The sequence below is a fragment of the Streptomyces sp. AHU1 genome, from assembly GCF_045343905.1.
Lineage (GTDB): Bacteria > Actinomycetota > Actinomycetes > Streptomycetales > Streptomycetaceae > Streptomyces > Streptomyces triticiradicis.
In genome coordinates this window covers 6,939,323-6,956,598 of record NZ_CP174283.1, presented here as the reverse complement: position 1 = coordinate 6,956,598, position 17,276 = coordinate 6,939,323, and the positions used below count along the sequence as shown (strand labels likewise).

11 protein-coding genes and 1 pseudogene are annotated in these 17,276 nt (G+C 74.1%); 7 read left to right on the top strand and 5 right to left on the bottom strand.

Translation table 11 applies throughout. The features are described from left to right. The first annotated feature begins 293 nt into the window (after positions 1-293). Both ACICHK_RS30840 and ACICHK_RS30835 read left to right on the top strand, forming a co-directional pair. Complete coding sequence (locus ACICHK_RS30840; protein WP_406839427.1) at positions 294-1,205, top strand: (2Fe-2S)-binding protein; 912 nt, start codon at positions 294-296, stop codon at positions 1,203-1,205. Positions 1,206-1,528: 323 nt separating this feature from the next. Beyond that, positions 1,529-2,569: a DUF2637 domain-containing protein gene (locus tag ACICHK_RS30835; RefSeq protein WP_151473419.1), complete on the top strand. Its 1,041-nt coding sequence runs from the start codon at positions 1,529-1,531 to the stop codon at positions 2,567-2,569. A 30-nt stretch (positions 2,570-2,599) separates the two neighbouring features. Here the strand turns inward: ACICHK_RS30835 and ACICHK_RS30830 are convergent, their stop codons facing one another. After that, on the bottom strand, positions 2,600-3,052 hold the full coding sequence (locus tag ACICHK_RS30830; protein WP_225860893.1) for an ATP-binding protein: 453 nt from the start codon (positions 3,050-3,052) through the stop codon (positions 2,600-2,602). A 215-nt stretch (positions 3,053-3,267) separates the two neighbouring features. On the opposite strand from ACICHK_RS30830, the gene ACICHK_RS30825 reads away from it, so the two are divergent. Both ACICHK_RS30825 and ACICHK_RS30820 read left to right on the top strand, forming a co-directional pair. Beyond that, positions 3,268-6,285, top strand: coding sequence for an alpha-mannosidase (locus tag ACICHK_RS30825; protein ID WP_406839426.1), 3,018 nt, complete (start codon positions 3,268-3,270; stop codon positions 6,283-6,285). 283 nt (positions 6,286-6,568) lie between these two features. Next, entirely contained in the window at positions 6,569-8,086 is a 1,518-nt protein-coding gene (locus ACICHK_RS30820) for a helix-turn-helix domain-containing protein (protein ID WP_406839425.1), read from the top strand. A 29-nt stretch (positions 8,087-8,115) separates the two neighbouring features. On the opposite strand, the gene ACICHK_RS30815 is transcribed toward ACICHK_RS30820, so the two are convergent. Together ACICHK_RS30815 and ACICHK_RS30810 are read right to left on the bottom strand one after the other, a co-directional pair. Continuing rightward, on the bottom strand, positions 8,116-9,858 hold the full coding sequence (locus ACICHK_RS30815; protein WP_406839424.1) for a pyruvate dehydrogenase: 1,743 nt from the start codon (positions 9,856-9,858) through the stop codon (positions 8,116-8,118). A gap of 98 nt (positions 9,859-9,956) precedes the next feature. Further along, the gene (locus ACICHK_RS30810; RefSeq protein ID WP_406839423.1) at positions 9,957-11,918 is read right to left on the bottom strand and encodes a protein phosphatase 2C domain-containing protein; all 1,962 of its coding nucleotides are present in this window, start codon (positions 11,916-11,918) and stop codon (positions 9,957-9,959) included. A 302-nt stretch (positions 11,919-12,220) separates the two neighbouring features. Between ACICHK_RS30810 and ACICHK_RS30805 the strand changes: the two are divergent. Continuing rightward, positions 12,221-13,200: pseudogene (locus ACICHK_RS30805) on the top strand (helix-turn-helix domain-containing protein). Positions 13,201-13,236: 36 nt separating this feature from the next. Then, positions 13,237-13,719 (top strand): DUF456 domain-containing protein, encoded by a 483-nt coding sequence (locus ACICHK_RS30800; protein ID WP_151473425.1) that lies wholly within the window; start codon positions 13,237-13,239, stop codon positions 13,717-13,719. Between the two features lie 65 nt (positions 13,720-13,784). Here ACICHK_RS30800 and ACICHK_RS30795 read toward each other — a convergent pair whose 3' ends face one another. After that, positions 13,785-15,059 carry an SGNH/GDSL hydrolase family protein gene (locus tag ACICHK_RS30795; protein WP_406839422.1) on the bottom strand — a complete coding sequence of 425 codons (1,275 nt, stop codon included), beginning with the start codon at positions 15,057-15,059 and terminating at the stop codon, positions 13,785-13,787. A gap of 201 nt (positions 15,060-15,260) precedes the next feature. Between ACICHK_RS30795 and ACICHK_RS30790 the strand changes: the two genes are divergently transcribed. After that, complete coding sequence (locus tag ACICHK_RS30790) at positions 15,261-15,629, top strand: PPOX class F420-dependent oxidoreductase (RefSeq protein ID WP_406839421.1); 369 nt, start codon at positions 15,261-15,263, stop codon at positions 15,627-15,629. Between the two features lie 38 nt (positions 15,630-15,667). On the opposite strand, the gene ACICHK_RS30785 is transcribed toward ACICHK_RS30790, so the two are convergent. Continuing rightward, entirely contained in the window at positions 15,668-17,155 is a 1,488-nt protein-coding gene (locus ACICHK_RS30785; RefSeq protein ID WP_406839420.1) for a DNA-3-methyladenine glycosylase 2 family protein, read from the bottom strand. Between the last annotated feature and the right edge of the window lie 121 nt (positions 17,156-17,276).

Here is a 17,276-nt window from a genome sequence, read left to right as displayed (position 1 = left end):
ATGGCGCCCGCGGGCACTCCCCGGGCCCGGCCCGCGTCCGCGGGTCCCGGCTGCTGCGGGACCCGGAAGGCGCCCGTGCCGACACCCGGGGCCCACGCCCCGGCGGAGCCGGGCGCGCCGCGCCGGCCGGTCTGCTCCACGGGTCCTCCTCCGGGTCGGTGGTGCTGGGGGTCATGACACCGGTTGTTACCGGTCCGTCAAGCACGATAGGCGCACACGGTCCCAGTTCAAACACCCGGGAGGCGAGGTAAGGTAAGGCTTACCTGTCGGCGATCGTGAAGCGATGGTTCCGCATGTCCGTTCCCACCCTGTCCGCCGACACCGCCCCGACCGCCCCGACGGCCACGGCCGCTCCGGTCCGTCCGGGCGCGCCGGCCGCCGCCGGGTCGCCCGTCGCGGACGCCTACGCGCGGCTGGGCGAGGTCTTCCCCGGGCTGGGCGTCACCGAGCTGGGAGCGGGAGAAACGGCCCCGCGGGGCGCCGGTTGGGCCGCCGCCGCCCGGCTCGCCGAGGGCGGGCCGGACCTCGACGCGTTCCTCGCCTGGGACGAGACCCAGGTGATCCGGGACTACGGCACGCGGGCACGGCCCGATGTCGTGGCCGGCTTCGGACTGCACCGGTACGCCTGGCCGGCCTGTCTGCTGATCACCGTGCCGTGGTTCCTGCTGCGCCGGGTGCCCCGCCTGCCTGTGGAGGACGTCACATTCCACCGCGAGTCCGGCCGGATGGCCGTCCGGACCACCACGTTCGCCTGCCTGCCGGACGACCCGGCCGCCGCCCTGCCGGGCGCCCGGGTCGTACCGGACGAGGAGGCGCTGCGCGCGGAGGTGCGGGCGGCGGTGGCCGAGCACCTGGAGCCCGTCCTCGGCGGATTCGGGCCGCGGATGCGGCGGCGCGGCCGGGCGCTGTGGGGCATGGCGACCGACGAGGTGGTCGAGGGCCTCTGGTACGTCGCCCACCTGTTCGGCGAGGAGCGGCGCGCGATGCGCGAGCTGGAACTGCTGCTGCCCGGCTCGACCCGCCCGTACGTCGGCACGGCGGCCTTCCGCGAACTGACCGGTCCCGACGGGGAGTCCCTGCCCACCCGCGACCGGGTGAGCTGCTGCCTCTTCCACACCGTGCGCCCCGCCGACACCTGCGTCACCTGTCCGCGCACCTGCGACACCGACCGCATCGCCAAGCTGACGGCCTCCGCCGCGAGTTGAGACGACCGGGGCGGAAGCGGGGCCGCACGCGCCCCGGGCCCGGAGCCGACCGCCGCGCCCTCGGGGCGCTCGCGGCTCGCCCACAGATCACAGGTACTTCACGAATTCCCCACTTGTCCCGGGAACTCTCCGTAGAACCATCCTTACGGGTAGTCTTATTCGTACTCAACTCCCGTCCCTCGCGCGGCAGTTCGAGCAGAAAGTCGCCCTGCGTACCTTCTCGCACCTCCTTGGCGGCCTCTTGCCCCGAAACCCCCTGAGGGCCGATGTGATTGGGCCACTATGGCGGGCGTCACGCCCTATCCCAATGCAAGGGACCCCAGATGAGACTGACCGACATATCGCTGAACTGGCTGCTTCCGGGTGCCGTTCTGCTCCTGGGCCTGCTGGCGGCGGTGGCGGTACTCGCTCGCGGCAAGCGGTCCGGGGACAGCGCGAGCAGCGACGATTCGTGGGAGCGCACCGAGGAGCGCCGCAGGCGCAAGGAGGCCATCTACGGCACGGCCTCCTACGTCCTGCTCTTCTGCTGTGCCGCCGTCGCGGCGGCACTCTCCTTCCACGGCCTGGTCGGCTTCGGCCAGCAGAACCTCGGCCTCTCGGACGGCTGGGAGTACCTGGTCCCGTTCGGCCTGGACGGCGCGGCCATGTTCTGCTCCGTCCTCGCGGTGCGCGAGGCCAGCCACGGTGACGCGGCGCTCGGCTCCCGCATACTCGTGTGGACCTTCGCCGGTGCCGCGGCCTGGTTCAACTGGGTGCACGCGCCCCGGGGCGTGGACCACGCCGGCGCCCCGCAGTTCTTCGCGGGCATGTCCCTGTCGGCCGCCGTCCTGTTCGACCGGGCTCTGAAGCAGACCCGCCGTGCCGCCCTGCGCGAGCAGGGTCTGGTGCCGCGTCCACTGCCCCAGATCCGCATAGTCCGCTGGCTGCGCGCACCCCGTGAGACCTACAGCGCGTGGTCGCTGATGCTCCTGGAGAACGTCCGGTCCCTGGACGAGGCCGTGGACGAGGTGCGTGAGGACCGGCGCCAGAAGGAGCAGAACCGGCTGCGCCGCCGCAACGAGGAGCGCGTCGAACGCGCGCATCTCAAGGCGCTCAGCCGTGGTCACCGCGGCTTCCCCGGACGCGGCGCCGCCCGGGAACTGGAGACCACGACCGTGGAGAGGGCGTCCGCCGGGACCTCCACGGAGCCGGCCATATCCACCGCGGAGCAGCTGCCCGTACGGTCGCGGCCCTCCCTCTCCCCCGTCCGCAAGAGCTCTGAGCCGATCACCGTCGACCTCACCACGGAGGACGACACGATGGCCCTGCCCCGGCTCGACTCCCTGGAGCGCAAGCTCAAGGACCTCGAGCAGCAATTCGGCTGAGCCGGACACGACAACGGCGGCGCGGTGTTCCTACACCGCGCCGCCGTTCAGTTCGAACCACACCGCCTTGCCCACCCCGTGCGACCGCACGCCCCACGCGTCCGCCAGGGACTGGACGAGGACGAGACCTCTGCCGTGCGTACCGTCGTCGGCGTCCGGTACGCACAGTCTGGGCCTGCGTGCCACGAAGTCCCGGACCTCCACGCGCAGTCCGCGCGGTCCGATCGTCGCCGTCAGAACGGCGTCGTCGTCCGTGTGGATCAGCGCGTTGGTGACGAGCTCGCTGGTCAAGAGCTCCGCCGTCTCGGCCCCGCCCGGTTTCCCCCAGTGGCGTAAGAGCTCCCTCAGCGCCCTGCGCGCCTCGGGCACCGCCCTCAGATCCGCCTTCCCCAGCCGGCGCCTCAGCTGCGCGCCGTCCGGTCCGTCCGTCGCCCCGTCGGACGCTTCCTCCACTGCTTCGGTGGAGAAGGCCCCCTTGGTCATGGGACCACCTCCTGGTGCCTGCCGCTTCATGACCCCCGCCTGCGTGCCGATGTCGGGTCCCCTCTGCTCGAACACGTTCACGGGATCCATGCCCTCTTCGGGATCGTGACAGTCATGTCGAATCGTCAACCAGCTGCCGTACGGTCACGGGTGCACGGCGCCCCCGCGGGGAAGTGAAGGCTTCGACAGAGCCGTCCGAGCGCCGAGGAGCCGCCGTGCACGACGACCGTTCGCTGGTGGAGGCCCGTCTGGAGCGCGCGCTGCGGCAGTTCCTGCGCCCCGCGCAGTACGGGGACCGGGTGCCGCTCGCGCTCTCGGTGTGGCACGTGCCGGGTGAGCCGGTGCCCGTCGGGCAGGCCCTCCAGGCCGCTTACGAACCCTTCACGACCGGCACGCTCTGGGGAAAACCCTGGTCGACGAGCTGGTTCCGCATCGAGGGGCGGGTGCCCGAGGAGTGGGCGGGCCGCCCCGTCGAGGTGGTGATCGACCCCGGGTTCACCGGGGACGGACCCGGTTTCCAGGCGGAGGGGCTGCTGTACGACACCGCGGGCGTCCCCCTCAAGGGCATCCACCCGCGCAACCGCCACCTGAGGGTCGGGGCACCGGTGAGCGGCGGCGAGGCGGTGCGCCTGCTGCTGGAGGCGGCGGCGAACCCCGCCGTCCTGCACGGCTTCGAGCCCACGCCGCTGGGAGACGTGCTGACCGCCGGTGATGGGCCGATCTACCGATTCGCGGCTGCCGATCTCGCCGTACCGGACGAGGACGTGTGGCATCTGGTCCTCGACATCGAGGTCCTCTCGGAGCTGATGTACGAGCTGGACCCGCAGCGGCCACGACGGCACGAGATCCTGCGCGCCCTGGAGAACATGCTCGACGCCCTCGACCTGCACGACGTGTCCGGCACGGCCCCGGCGGCGCGGGCGGAGCTGACGGAGGTGCTGTCGCGGCCCGCGTCGGCCAGCGCGCACCGGGTCTCGGCGGCCGGACACGCGCACATCGACTCGGCGTGGCTGTGGCCGCTGCGCGAGACGGTCCGCAAGGCCTCGCGGACCTTCGCCAACGTCACCGCGCTGGCCCTCGACTACCCGGAGCTGGTCTTCGCCTGTTCCCAGGCCCAGCAGTACGCCTGGGTGAAGGAGCACCAGCCGCACATCTGGGAACGCGTCAAGAAGGCCGTGCAGGACGGCAATTGGGCGCCGGTGGGCTCCATGTGGGTGGAGTCCGACGCCAACATGCCCGGTGGCGAGGCGCTGGCCCGGCAGATCGTGCACGGCAAGCGCTTCTTCCGGGAGGAACTGGGCGTCGAGACCGAGGAGATCTGGCTGCCGGACTCCTTCGGCTACACGGCGGCCTTCCCGCAACTGGCGAAGCTCGCCGGTGTCCGCTGGTTCCTCACCCAGAAGCTGAGCTGGAACCAGAGCAACAAGATGCCCCACCACACCTTCTGGTGGGAGGGCATCGACGGCACCCGGGTCTTCACCCACTTCCCTCCGGTGGACACCTACAACTCGCAGTTCCACGGCCGTGAACTCGCGCACGCGGAACGCAACTTCGCGGAGAAGGGGCTGGCCGGCAGCTCGCTGGTCCCGTTCGGCTGGGGCGACGGCGGAGGCGGCCCGACCCGCGAGATGCTGGAGAAGGCACGCCGGCTGCGTTCCCTGGAGGGCTCTCCCACGGTCCGGATCGAGAAGCCGGAGGCGTTCTTCGCCGCCGCCGAGGAGGAGTACGGGTCCCGCGCGCCGGTGTGGTCGGGCGAGCTGTACCTGGAGCTGCACCGGGCCACCTACACCACGCAGGCCAAGACCAAGCAGGGCAACCGTCGCTCCGAACACGCGCTGCGCGAGGCCGAGTTGTGGTGCGCCACGGCCGCAGTGCGCGATCCGTCGTACGCCTACCCGTACGACGCGCTGGACCGGCTCTGGAAGACGGTGCTGCTGCACCAGTTCCACGACATCCTGCCCGGCTCCTCGATCGCCTGGGTGCACCGGGAGGCACGCGAGACGTACGCGCGGGTGCTCGCGGAGCTGGAGGAGATCACCGCCGACGCGGTACGGGCGCTGGGGCCCGGCTCACCGTCGGTGCTGAACGCCTCGCCGTACGAGCGGACCGAGGTGGTCGGGGACGCGCTGGTGACGGTGCCGGGGCTGGGCGGCGCCCTTCTGCCCGCCGGGCCCGGCGGCCCCGCCGCCGTCCGGGCCGAACGGCACGGGGACACCGTCGTGCTGGAGAACGGCCGGCTGCGGGTACGGATCGACGCCGACGGGCTGCTGGCCTCCGTACGGGACCTCGCGCACGACCGGGAGGTGCTGTGCGGCCGGGGCAACCTGCTCCAGCTCCACCCCGACCACCCCAACGCCTGGGACGCCTGGGACATCGACCGGCACTACCGGCGCACCCGCACGGACCTCACGGCCGCCGAGTCGGTGGAACTGGTGGAGAGCGGACCGCTGCGGGCGACCGTGCGCGTCACCCGGGCCTTCGGCTCCTCCCGGGTCACCCAGGAGATCGCGCTGAGCGCCGCGAGCCGGCGGCTGGACATCGTGACCGACATCGACTGGCGGGAGTCCGAGAAGGTCCTCAAGGCCGCCTTCCCGCTCGACGTCCAGGCCGAACGGTCCGCCGCCGAGATCCAGTTCGGGCACGTCCACCGTCCCACCCACGCCAACACCGGCTGGGACGCGGCCCGTTTCGAGATCTGCGCCCACCGCTGGCTGCGGGTCGCGGAGGAGTCGTACGGCGTCGCGGTGCTCAACGACTCGACGTACGGCCACGACGTGACCCGTACGCCGGGCGCCGACGGCCTCGGCACCACCGTACGGCTGACCCTGCTGCGCGCCCCGCACAGCCCGGACCCGGAGACCGATCTCGGCACGCACCGGTTCACGTACGCGCTGCTGCCGGGCGCCGGCGTGGGGGACGCCGTGGCGGAGGGGCTCGCGCTCAACCTGCCGCTGCGGCGGGCACCGGCACCGGCCGTCGCCCCCCTGGTGAGCGTGGACCACCCGGCCGTCACCGTCGAGTCGGTCAAGCTCGCCGAGGACCGCAGCGGCGACGTGGTGGTGCGGCTGTACGAGTCACGGGGCGGCCGGGCCCGCGCGAAGGTGACCGCCGGCTTCCCGGTCTCCCGGACCGAGGTGACCGACCTGCTGGAACGGCCGCTGCGCGAGGCCCCGCCGGAGATCGAACTGCGGCCGTTCCAGATCCTCACCCTGCGGCTGCGTCCCACCCGCTAGGGCCTGTCTGACAATTCCCGTCGTTGCCCGAAGGGCGGCCGGGCGGCGTCAGGTGCGTGCTCTCGGTGTGCCGGCCCCAGGCCTGCGTACTGGACGTACTCGGGTCTGGGGCCGGTGCGGCGAGAGTGCGTACATGGCGTCGCACGGCAGACGGGAATTGTCAGACAGGCCCTAGGACGGGGCCGCCGGGACGGGTTCGCAAGGGTGGAACCGTCCCGGGCCCTGTGGCCTCTTACTCGAGGAGTGCCTGGGATGCCGTCCTGGGACGGGAGCGGAGGAAACGGTGTCATCCCAGGACGAGGTCGAGGAATTCGCGGCGCTGCTGCGGCACTTGAAGGGGCGCACCGACCACAGTTACGCCGCGCTCGCCCGCCGTCTGAACATGAACGCCTCGACGCTGCACCGGTACTGCTCGGGGGAGGCGGTGCCGCTCGGGTTCGCGTCCGTGGAGAAGTTCGCCGCGATGTGCGGGGCGAGCACGGCCGAACGGGTCGAGCTCCACCGGCTGTGGATCCTGGCGGCGACCGCCCGCCAACGTTCCCGGACGGCTCCGGGGACCGGGTCCGGACCGGACGCGGGAGAGGCCGCGTCGGAGGCCGGGCCGGACGTGACGGGAGCCCCGGAGCCCGAGGCCGGGCCGGACGCGACGGAAGCTCCGGGGGCCGAGCCCCGGCCGGACGCGGCGCGGGCTCCGGAGTCCGGGGCCGGGCCGGCCGTCGCCGGGGTTCCGGTGCGTTCGAGCGGGCCGGAGACCGACGGCGCCCTGCCGCCCACGAGCGGACCGGACACGGTCGAAGCCCTGCCGCCGGTCACGGACCTCGCGCCCGTTCCCGGCGCGCACCCCGCGGACGGCCACCCGGCGCGGGCCGGGGCGCCGCGGACACGCCGGTTCCGGCGTCGCGCCGTGATCACCTCGGCCGTGGTGACCGCGCTGGTCGCCACCCTGGGCAGCCTGTCCGCCCTGCCCTCCGGGCACTCCAGGCACTCCTCGAAGGACGCCGGCGACCGGGTGGCCGTCGCTCCGACCGCGACGGCGACGGGCGCGCGACACGGCTCGGCGACACCGTCCGCGTCCCCCTCGGCCACGCGCGGCCGGCCGTCCGGCTCCCCGGCCCCGAGCACGTCCGGCAGCGGCACCACCTCGCCGAGCCCGTCCACGAGTCCCTCCCCCACCCGCGTCCCCGCCGGTCCCCCGCTCACCTGGACCGTGAACTCCCACCGCTGGGCGGTCGGTTGCGGTCACGCCTACGTCATCGACAAGGCACCCGAGCAGGTGCCGCCGCCCCCGGCCCCGCAGGACGCCTCCCCGTGGGCGCGGACGCAGAACGGGGTGCACGGCGGTGAGACGATCGTGGACATCACCGTGCAGGGGCGGTCCGACGCGACCGTGGTCCTGGAGGCACTGCGGGTGCGCGTCGTCGGACGGTCGGCCCCGCTGAAGGGCAGGGCCTACCTCACGGGCGGGGGGTGCGGCGGCGACCTGGGAGTCGGCGCGTTCGCCGTCGATCTGGACACGGCCCGGCCCGTCGCCCGCCCGATCGCGAGCGACGACGGAACGGGCCCCCGGATCCTGCGCCCGCCCTTCCGGGTGTCCGTGAAGGACCCCCAGGTGCTGATGGTCGACGCCCTGACCAAGAACTGCGACTGCCGCTGGTACCTGGAGCTCGACTGGTCCTCGCGGGGGCGCACCGGCACGGTCCGGATCGACGACCAGGGCGTCCCGTTCCGCACCAGCGGCATCGAGAACCTGCCGAACTACTGGTACAAGAACGGTGGCTGGGCCCTCACGAACACCGGCTGAACGCGGGCCCGCGCCGCACCCGGGGAGTCCTACGGGCGCGGCACGTTGCGCAGGTTGGAGCGGGCCATCTGCAGCATCCGGCCGACGCCGCCGTCCAGCACGATCTTCGACGCCGAGAGCGCGAAGCCCGTCACCATGTCGGCGCTGATCTTCGGCGGGATGGAGAGCGCGTTCGGGTCGGTGACGATGTCGACGAGGGCCGGACCCTTGTGGCGGAAGGCGTCCTTGAGGGCGCCGGCGAGGTGCTTGGGCTTCTCGACCCGGATGCCGAACGCCCCGCAGGCGCGGGCCACCGCCGCGAAGTCCGGGTTCTTGTTGGCGGTGCCGTAGGAAGGCAGCCCGGCGACCAGCATCTCCAGCTCGACCATGCCGAGGGACGAGTTGTTGAAGAGGACGACCTTCACCGGCAGGTCGTACTGCACGAGGGTGAGGAAATCGCCCATCAGCATGGAGAATCCGCCGTCGCCGGACATCGACACGACCTGGCGCTCCCGGTCGGTGAACTGCGCGCCGATCGCCATCGGCAGCGCGTTCGCCATCGACCCGTGCGAGAACGAACCGATCACCCGGCGGCTGCCGTTGGGCGAGATGTAACGGGCCGCCCAGACGTTGCACATGCCGGTGTCGACCGTGAACACCGCGTCCTGGTCGGCGAGTTCGTCGAGCACGGAGGCGACGTACTCGGGATGGATCGGGACGTGCCGGTCGACCTTGCGGGTGTACGCCTTGACGACCCCCTCGAGGGCGTCCGCGTGTTTCTTGAGCATCTTGTCGAGAAATCGCCTGTTCCCCTTGGGCCGCACCCGCGGGGTCAGACAGCGCAGCGTCTCCCGCACGTCACCCCACACGGCCAGGTCCAGCTTCGACCGGCGCCCCAGGTTCTCCGGCCGCACGTCGACCTGGACGATCTTGACGTCGTCGGGGAGGAAGGCGTTGTACGGGAAGTCGGTGCCCAGCAGGACGAGGAGATCGCACTCATGGGTCGCCTCGTAGGCCGCGCCGTAGCCGAGGAGCCCGCTCATGCCGACGTCGAACGGGTTGTCGTACTGGATCCACTCCTTGCCGCGCAGCGCGTGCCCGACCGGGGACTTGATCTTCTCGGCGAACTCCATGACCTCGGCGTGCGCGCCCGCCGTGCCGCTGCCGCAGAACAGGGTGACCTTCTCCGCCTCGTCGATCATCGCGACGAGCTTCTCGATCTCGGCGTCGCCGGGCCGGACGGTGGGCCGGGAGGTCACGAGGGCGGTCTCGACGGTCTTGTCCGGGGCGGGCTCGGAGGCGATGTCGCCGGGCAGCGAGACCACGCTGACACCGGACCGGCCCACCGCGTGCTGGATGGCGGTCTGCAGGAGGCGCGGCATCTGCCTCGGGCTGGAGATGAGTTCGCTGTAGTGACTGCACTCGCGGAAGAGCCGGTCGGGGTGGGTCTCCTGGAAGTAGCCGAGGCCGATCTCGCCGGAGGGGATCTGCGAGGCGAGGGCCAGCACCGGGGCCATGGAGCGGTGCGCGTCGTACAGACCGTTGATGAGGTGGAGGTTGCCCGGTCCGCAGGAGCCGGCACAGGCCGCGAGCCTGCCCGTGATCTGGGCCTCGGCGCCCGCGGCGAACGCGGCGGTCTCCTCGTGGCGGACCTGGATCCAGTCGATGGCCGCGTTGCGCCGGATCGCGTCCACGACCGGGTTGAGGCTGTCGCCCACGACCCCGTACAGCCGCTCGACGCCCGCGCGCACGAGGATGTCGACGAACTGCTCGGCGACGTTCTGCTTGGCCATGCTGCACGCACCTCTTCGTGATCCTCGAATCCCTCGGGCCTCCGGGTCCCCCGTTCCCCGGCTCGCCCCTCGGATTCATGAATTCACACCGCGCGCGGTTACGCCTCCCACACGGCGGCGGCCGTCCGGTCGTCGGCGTACCCCTTGGCGCGCACCGACGCGTCCGCGAGGAACGCCGCGAGGCCGGGCGGCTCCCCCGCCGACCACCGTGTCGTCAGGTACTCGGCCAGCTCGGGCTCGCCGCGCAGCGGCTCCGCGAGGCCGCCCGTGCACAGCAGGAGCGTGTCACCCGGGCGGGCGACGGAGGCCCGGAAGCGGAAGGGCGCCCCCGGTGGCCGGGGCGCGGGTTCGTACGGGCTCGGTGGCGTCGTGATGCCCAGGTCCATGGTGAGCCGGTCGCCCTCGGGGGTCTCGTGGGGCGGCGACCCGAAGCCGACGACGGCTTCCCCGGCCGTGTCGGAGACCCGCGGCTCGATGTCCTGCCACTCGCCGTCCCGCAGCCGGAACAGTCCGCCCGAGCCGACGCCGAAGAACACCCGGGTACGGCACTGGGGGTCGGCGGGCAGCAGCAGACAGCGCAGGCCCGCGGTGTACTCCTCGGGTTCGACGCCCTGCTCCGCCGCGCTCGCCCGCAGCTTGCCGAGGCTGCGGTCGGTGAGCCGGTGCAGTCCCGACTTCAGTTCGCCGCGCCGGGCGGCCCTGATGTCGTCGGCGAGCCGTTCGTGGCTGCGCCCGACGGCCTGTCCGATCCACCGGCACGCCTCCGCCGCGGCCCGGTGCGCTCCCGAGGTGGCGCGCGCGCCGGTCGCCATCGCCACCAGGACGAGCGCCTGTTCGCCCGTTCCGAACCGGGCGGTGAGCAGCGCGTCCCGGCGCGGCTCGCCCCGGTAGCGCGCGGAGTCACCGCGCAGGGACACGGCCCGCAGGGTGCTCGTCCCGTACCGCGCTCCGTCCAGCACGGTGTCGGCGACCAGGTCGCCGAGTTCGTCGGGCTCGGCGGCCGGCAGCGCGGTCGGTTCGGGGTCGTAGGTGGGCGGGCGCGAGCCGACGTGAGCGGCGGATGGCGGCGGCTCGACGGAGAGGACCGTCTCGCGGGACCCGTCCGAGGGCGTGTCCTCGGGAGCCCGCTCGGGCGGCGGGGTCCGGAAGCCCCCGGTGGTGCTGGGCAGCGCGTCCGCCGCGGGTCCGGGGCGCGCCGGGCCTGGGGGCGTCGCGGGAGCCGACACGGGTTTCGGCGGCACGTCCGACGGCGCCCTCGACGCGGGCACCCGGTCGGCGGAGGGCTCCGGGGGCGTGTCGCCCCGGGCGTCCCGGGGCGCGCTCGGGCCGGGTTCCGGCGTGGTGAACCCCGGCGGTTTCGGGCCGGGCGGCAGGGCGGAGGGGGCGGCCGGGGCCGGAGCGGAGGGCGGGAGCTCCCAGGAGGGAGGTTCCCAGGGAGTGGGCTCCCACGGGGTGGGTTCCCAGGAGGCGGGTTCCGGCGGAGGCGTCTCGCCGCCGGGCGGGTCCGTGTCCGCGCCGGGCCCCCGCACCGGACCCCGTTCCCAGCGGCCCGGCCGGGACGCCCGCTCCTCGGAGGCCGTCTCCCCGGGCGGGGTCGCGCCGGGCCGGGCGGCGGCGGCCGTGTCCTGGTGCCGCCCCGGTACGGCGGGAGGCCGCTTCGGCGGCGGGGGCGGCCGCTTCCCCGGCTCGGGGGACGAGGACTCCGGCACGGCGGGGGGCCGTGCGGGGCGCGGCGGGCCGTCGGGCCCGTGCGCGCCGGGCCGCCGGACGGATCCGTGCTCCGGGCCGGACTCCGCGGACCTCGGATCCGGGGCGGACCTGGCGTCCGGCGACACGGGCCCGCGTTCCGGCGCGGACCTCCGCGCCGGAGCGGACCGGGCGTCCGGCCCGGATTCCGGCCCCGCGCCAAGGCCGTCCCCGAGCGTCCCCGACGCCGACGCGAACCGGTCGTCGAGGGAATCGGCCACGGGCGCGGGCCCCGTGTCCTCGGTGGAGTCGTCGTACAACTGCCGCCACCAGTCGTCCTCGTGACCGGTGGGCTTCTCCCCCTGCTGGCTCATGCTCCCGATTGTCCACCGAGACACCCGGTTGAAAACGGGGCATCCGGAAAAACCGGCCAAGGTGCGGGCCGTCGAACGGCGTACCGGGTGAACTCCCGAACAGGGATGCGTATTCGGGCACGCGAACTCCCGGCCGCCCCGCGGGGCGCCGTGGGCACCGGCCGGCGCCTCGGTGACGTGTGCTTGTCAGAGGGGCGGGGGGTACGGCGATGATGTGCCGGGGCGGGTTCGCGCCGTGGCCGATTTCCCGCCACGGCCCCGCCCGCCGGAGGGAACGCGTCCACGGGGAGGAGCACCGCCGCATGCTGGGAGCGATAGGTCTGGACGAGACCCACGAGTCGGCGTACCGCGCGCTGGTGTCCGTGGGCGCCGCCGAGGTGCCCGATCTCGCGCGCCGGCTCACGCTCGGCGAGTACGAGACCGAGCGCGCCCTGCGCCGGCTGGAGCTGCGCGGCCTGGCCGCGCAGTCCTCGGCGCGGCCGGGCCGCTGGGTCGCCGCCCCGCCCGGGGCCGCCCTCGGCGCGCTGCTCACCCAGCGGCGCCACGAGCTGGAGAAGGCCGAACTGGCGGCCGCGCTGCTGGCCGAGGAGTACCGGGGCGCGGCGGGCGAACCGGCCGTGCACGACCTGGTCGAGGTGGTGGTCGGCGCCGCGGCGGTCTCGCAGCGCTTCCTGCAGCTCGGGATGAGCGCCCGCGAGGAGGTGTGCGCGCTGGTCACCGGCGCCCCGGGGCGGTCCCCGGCGTGGACGACGACGCCGGGGACCGGGCCGCGGGCCGGGGTGTCCGCCATCGCGTGGTCGTCGAGCGGTCCGTCCTCGCCCGGCCCGGCGGGATCACCGAGCTGTCCGCCGCGCTCGGCCGTGACGAGCAGGTGCGGGTCGTGGACCGGGTGCCGACCAGGCTGGTGATCGCCGACCGGACGCTCGCGATGGTGCCGCTCACCTCGCACACCGCGGAGCCGGCCGCTCTGGTCGTGCACGCGAGCGGACTCCTGGAGCTGCTGTCGGGGCTGTTCCAGTCGGTGTGGCGGGACGCGCTGCCGCTGCGGCTGGGCAGCCGGGGCGTGCTGGAGCAGGAACCGGACGGCCCGGACACCACCGACCTGGAGATCCTCTCCCTGCTCCTCGCGGGGCTGACCGACGCGAGCGTGGCCAAACAGCTCGACCTGGGTCTGCGGACGGTGCAGCGCCGGGTCAAGCACCTGATGGAACTGACCGGCGTGACGACCCGGCTGCAGCTGGGCTGGCACGCGTACGAGCGCGGCTGGGTGGCGCGGGGCTGACCTGCGCCCTCCCGTCCGCTCGGGCAGGCTGGGCAGATGGGAGTGTGGGAACTCCTGCTGGTCGGCGTGGTGATCCTGCTCGGCCTGGTCGGAGTACTGGTGCCCGGTCTGCCGGGGTCGTGGCTCGTCTGGTCCGCGGTGCTGTGGTGGGCGCTGAGCTACCCGCAGCCCGTGTCCTGGGTCGTCCTCGTCGCCTCGACCGCGGTCCTGCTGCTCGCCCAGGCGATCCGCTGGATGCTGCCGCCACGACGACTGCGCGAGAGCGGCGCCACCACCCGGATGGCGGTGTACGCGGGTGGCGGGTCGTTCCTCGGGTTCTTCCTGGTCCCGGTGGTCGGTGCCGTGGCCGGTTTCATCGGCGGGATCTACCTCTGCGAGCGGCTGCGGCTGGGCGGACACGGCCCGGCGAAGGCCTCGGTGCGGACCGCGATGCGGGCGGGCGGCTGGAGCGTGCTGACGGAGCTCTTCGCCTGCCTGCTGATCATGGGCGCGTGGCTGGGAGCGGTGATCTGGGGCTAGGACCCGTCCGGCGTCAGCGGGGCCGGGACCTGCCTGGCGTCGGTGGGGCTCGGACCTGTCCGGTGTCAGCGGGACTGGGGCCTGTCCGGTGTCAGCAGGGACCGCAGGTCGATCGCGCCGGCCAGGGCCCGTGCGCCCGCGTCGTTGAAGTGCAGATGGTCTCCGGGGTCGTAGGCGGGGAGGATCCGGTCCGGGCGGGCCGGGTCGCGGACGGCGGCGTCGAGGTCCGCCACCCCGTCGAAGATCCGGTGCGTGCGGACGGCGGCGTTGACGGCCCGCCGCACGGCCTCCCGGGCCGGGGTGTACGCGGCATGACCGCCGTACGGGGTGATCGTGGCGCCGATGACCCTGATGCCGCGGGCGTGGGCGCGGCGCACGACGAGCCGGTAGGCGTCCTCCAGGACGCGGGGGTCCGTCTGCTCCGGTGTTCCCTTGATGTCGTTGACGCCCTCCAGCACGATCATCGCCCGGACGCCCGTACGGGAGAAGACGTCGGCGTCCAGGCGGGTCAGCGCGCTCGGGCCCCGGCCGTCGAGCAGGACGCGGTTCCCGGAGATCCCCGCGTTGAGGACGCCGGGCCTGCGGTGCGCGGGAAGCCCGCGCAGCCGGGCGGCGAGCCGGTCGGGCCAGCGGTGGTTGGCGCCGGGCGAGGAGCCGGTGCCGTCGGTGATCGAGTCGCCGAGCGCGACGACACTGCCCGCCGCGGAGGCGCCGAGCACGTCGACGCCGGTCACGTAGTACCAGCTGCCGACGGTGGCGGTGTAGGCGGCGCCGCTCTCCTCGGCGGTCCGGTCGCCCGCGGGAGCGATGAAGTTGGTCTGGAGCGCGGAGTGATGGCAGGTCGCCGGGCCCGAGTCCGCCGGGGTGTGCACCGAGACCAGCAGGTTGGCGTCGGCGGGGACGGGCAGGGCGACGGGGTCGCTGACGAGGTCCCGGCCGGCGGGGACGGTGACCGACGCGGCCCCGGCGAAGGTGACCGCGCGCACGGAGTCCGCGACGGCCCGGGGGCTCCCCGGTTCGCCCGGCGGCTGCAGTGCCAGGGTCACGGCGCCGAGCCGGAGCGCTCGCGTGCCGAGCCGGTTGGAGAGACGGACCCGCGCGGCCCGGCCGCCGACGCTGGTGTGGACGACGTTGCGGACCGAGGCGCCGGGCAGCGCGGACAGGGTGCCGGAGGCCGCGGCCTCCCAGGTCCCCGTCCAGGTCCCCGTCGGGGCCGGGGCCCGCTCCGGAGCGCTCCGGCCGGGCGCGGACCGTGCTTCGGCGGTCGCCCCCGCCGAGGTGAGGAGCAGGGCGGTCACCAGGGGGACGAGAAGACGCCGGAACATGATCACGCGGGTCATGGGGCGATCGATTCCCCGGCCCCGGGCGCCCGCATCGCGTCGTCACACCGCCGGGCGCGTCCGAACGGGCACGCGCGGGGAGGACGGAGGCGGACGGGACCGGCCGGGACGGGACTGGCCGGGACGGGAACGGTTCTCCTCCCCCGGTCCTAGGACCGGAACCCGATGCGCCGGGGAGCGAGGGCGTGTTTGGGTGCTGCCATGACCGAATTCAGTGAGGCCGAGCGCGCGTATCTGAGGTCGCAGCGGCTGGGACGGCTGGCCACCGTCGACCCTCTCGGACAGCCCCAGGCCAACCCCGTCGGCTTCTTCCCGCAGGAGGACGGGACGATCCTGATCGGCGGTTACTCGATGGGCACCACGAAGAAATGGCGCAATCTCCAGAAGAACCCGAAGGTCGCCCTCGTCGTCGACGACGTCGTCAGCCTCCGGCCGTGGAAGGTCCGGGGCGTCGACATCCGCGGGGAGGCCGAGCTCCTCACCGGATCACACGACCTGGGCCCGCACTTCAGCGAGGAACTGATCCGGATCCATCCCCGGAGGATCCACAGCTGGGGCCTCGAGGACTGAACGCCCGCACCGCCGGTGCCGGGACCGCGGGCCGGCGGTCACAGCTCTCCCGCCGCCCGCAGATGCCCGACGGCGTACGAACGCCACGGGCGCCAGGTGTCCGGGGCGTCCACGCCGGGCGGGGCCACGTCCGGGTCGCCGAGGGCCCGGGTGCGGATGACGGCGGCGGTGCGCTCGTCCATTCCGGGCAGCGCGAGCAGCGCCACCCGGGCCTCTTCGCGGTCCGCGCCGGGGTCGAGTCGCAGGGTGCCGTCGGCCAGGGCCGCGGTCAGCGCGCCGAGCGGGCCGCCGGGTTCCGCCTCCGCGAGCACGGCGGCCTCGGGGAAGAGACGGGTGAGCGTCTCGCACTCGGCGTCCAGCCTCTTCCCGTACCGCAGCACCAGCCGCTCGGCCTCCGCCCTCCCGACCAGCGCGCGTACCGCCAGTTCGTCCGGATCGGCGGCGCCCGGCGACCGCAGGCCCGGCCGCGCGGCGACCAGCGGACCCAGCCGTGCGTCGGCTCCCAGCCGCGCGTCGACGGCGTGGGGATCGGCGTCGAGGTCGAACAGCCGCCGCAGCCGCTGCACGGCGGTGGTGAGGTCCCTCAGATCGGTCAGGTGCAGCCGGGCGTCGAGCCAGCCGCCGGGGTGGGCGGCGCCGGGGTCCGGTGCTCCCGCGGTCCGGCCCGTCCCGCCGGCACGGTGGCGGACCGCCGCGGTGCCCGGCCGTTCCTCGACGGCCACGATTCCCGTGCCGTACGGCAGCCGGAGCGTCCGGCGGTACGTGCGGCGGCCCCGGCTGCCGGCGACGGCCTCGACGCCCGGGACGGCCTCGGCGGCCAGCAGGTCGAAGACGGCGGTGGACCGGTAGGGGCCCCGGTGGGCGAGCCGGAGCGGGACGCCCGCGGCGGGGGTGGCCGCGCCGCGGGCGGCGGGGGCGGTGCGCGGCGCCGCGGCGCGCAACTGGCTCGGCGTCGACGCGTAGACCGTGCGGATCGTGTCGTTGAACTGGCGCACGCTGGCGAACCCGGCCGCGAACGCGATCTGGGTGACGGGGAGTTCGGTGGTCTGGAGGAGTATCCGCGCGGTGTGCGCCCGCTGGGCCCTGGCGAGGGCGACCGGACCCGCGCCGACCTCCGCCGTGAGCTGTCGCTGGACCTGGCGGGTGCTGTACCCGAGGCGTGCGGCGAGGCCCCCGACGCCCTCGCGGTCCACCACCCCGTCGCCGATCAGGCGCATGGCGCGGCCGACGACATCGGCCCGTACGTTCCAGGCCGCCGAGCCCGGCACCGCGTCCGGGCGGCATCTGCGGCAGGCCCGGAAGCCCGACCCCTGCGCGGCGGCGGCCGTCGCGTAGAACCGCACGTTGCGCCGCTTCGGCGTCACGGCCGGGCAGCTGGGCCTGCAGTAGATGCCGGTCGTCCGCACGGCGAAGAAGAACTCCCCGTCGAACCGGGCGTCCCGGCTCCGCACGGCCTCGTACCTGGTGTCCTCGTGCCTGGTGTCCTCGTGCCTGGTGTCCTCGTACCTGGTGCCCTCGTCACTCACCCTTCCAGTGTGGTCCGGCCCGGACGACGGGGCTGGCGGGAATCGGACATGGCGTCCCGGCCCCGGCGACGGTCCGCGCCCGCACCACCAGGTGCTCCGGCGGACCGGGCGGAACCGGGGC